General features: G+C 49.5%; 1 protein-coding gene and 2 pseudogenes. 1 reads left to right on the plus strand and 2 read right to left on the minus strand.

The genetic code is table 11. The annotated features are described in order from the left end of the window. Positions 1 to 75 (minus strand): annotated as a pseudogene (locus tag ACR0J8_RS24190) (IS6 family transposase); the annotation flags it as partial. Positions 76 to 143: 68 nt separating this feature from the next. Here ACR0J8_RS24190 and ACR0J8_RS24195 point away from each other — a divergent pair. Continuing rightward, a pseudogene (locus ACR0J8_RS24195) lies at positions 144 to 335 on the plus strand (alpha/beta fold hydrolase); the annotation flags it as partial. 183 nt (positions 336 to 518) lie between these two features. Here the strand turns inward: ACR0J8_RS24195 and ACR0J8_RS24200 are convergent. Then, positions 519 to 1,091, minus strand: coding sequence for a lipid-binding SYLF domain-containing protein (locus ACR0J8_RS24200; protein ID WP_480892859.1), 573 nt, complete (start codon positions 1,089 to 1,091; stop codon positions 519 to 521). Positions 1,092 to 1,908 lie beyond the last annotated feature (817 nt).

Genomic DNA, 1,908 nt, shown 5'->3' on the forward strand with positions numbered 1-1,908 from the left:
GATGTACAGCATCACTGCAAGGCGGATGATCTCGGGACTGGTTTTGAAGTACTTGAAAGAGGCAGGTTTGGTCATGGGCAAAAGCTACGCAACCGCCCTGCCCCGCTCAAGCAAAGTTCTTCTGACAAGACCCTGCAAAGGTAACCTGTCCTTTGCTTTTTGTTTCGGGAACTGAAGATAAAGCCGTTTCAACAAGCACTGCCAGAAGCATGGCTTCCCGTTATGAGACCGCTGATTTTCTAGTCGTTGAGGGTGCGTGCCACTACCTACAGTTCAACGAGACATGGCCCCTCACAGCCCAAAAAACGTTAGATTGGCTAAGAAGGGCTATTTGAAGGCTTCGCAATGAATAAGGCCCGTCGCAGCCATCAGAGTTGGTTCTGAAATGGTCCCTGCTTTCTTTAGGAAAAGACGAAAACAATGACCCTAGTTCATGCATGGGCGTCCCCGATGGGTTTTCGCGGAACTCACTTCAAATTGGAGTTCCGCGAAACTTCTTTCTCTGGAAAACAGAGCAACTATTCGATTTCGAGTTTTTTGAAACGCGATCCTTTCCAGCTCACATCAGCCATCAAACCCTTTTGGCCAAATATAAAGGATACGATATCGCTTTTGAGGTTAGTGGTATCCAAGTCGCCTCCAGCTCCGACCTTGGCCACAGCCACCGAAGCATCTACACCCAATTCCCACTCACGGTCATTGCTGGTGAACTTTGCCAACGCTTCGTTTGTATTCAGCGCCAAAATCATAGAATGAGACTGTATTCCAGCAATGAACCCGCCTTTAACGCCGAACGTGTTGTAATAGAGCTTTTCATTGGCCCCGGAAACGAGCACGCATCGACCTCCCTCAGCGCCAAAGCCAAGGCCAGCTTTGGTGATGCTCGGGCAAACCAAAACGCCTTTTGCATTTGCCAGCACTTCTTCAGCGCCTTTCGTATCAGCTTTGAACTGAGCTAAAGTTGCCTCTGCTTCCGCATCGAGCTTTGCAGCATCATCAGCCGTGAATTTGGCGGATGCTGTCGTCGCAAAAACTGAGACAAATAAAAGGCTGGCGAAGACGACTATTAGATGATTTTTGATTGCGTGCATTTTTTCCTCCCTAAGGCTCGGGAACCGAGTAATCGGTTCGCGTGTGCAAACTGCACAGAAGTTTCAATACCAGACGAATTACGATTCACGAAAGCAGATATCCGACACATGCGTTCCTCAGAATTCCTGCGCGTGTTTAAGATCTGCATTGGGCTCTGATCGGACGATCTGCGCGACATGCTCGAACGCAATGCGGGCGAAGCTGACGATTGCTTGCAGGGATTTCAAGTCTACTTTGTCGGCCTCAATGCGAGTTTTTTTGACAAGACCCGCTCAACGAACAAATGGCCTCCCGGCGACGCCACTCACATGCGTCTCCAGGAGGCAACCAGACAAATCTGGTGAATGCGCGTGCAACAGAGGTAATACAGACTTGCCGCGCACTCGAATAGTTGAATTCAAAATACAACATTTCAATAATTTTTACGCCCGCAAAGAAATTATTCTCGCACCCTTGATGTTTGCTTGAGTATTCAAACTCGCAGGCCCGCCTCAGAGGGTTGGGTTGCGTTGTGCGAGTAGTTGGTCACGAATCTGGACAAGAGTGTCGCGAAATAGTGCGTATACCAACCTGGTTAGCTACCCGTGCCTAAAAAGCACAATCCAGATAGTCTGGACAGTCCCATGACCAGACTTTAGTCCGCGTTGTCTATCATCCCAGATTAGAACAGCGCGGGCAATTGGACTACGGCTGTGTCTTGTCGCGTTTTTTACTAGCGTCTGCTTTGGGCTCAAAGCCGTCATCCGACGGCATTAGCGATTAGACCGGTTTGTGGTTGCGAGCGGTCATTGGGGCCGCTCTCAGGATTGGTCCGAC

The organism is Ruegeria sp. N11 (assembly GCF_056531525.1).

Coding starts and splice junctions, on each gene's coding strand:
- ACR0J8_RS24200 (WP_480892859.1), bottom strand. CDS start 1,091: ATGCACGCAATCAAAAATCATCTAATAGTCGTCTTCGCCAGCCTTTTA.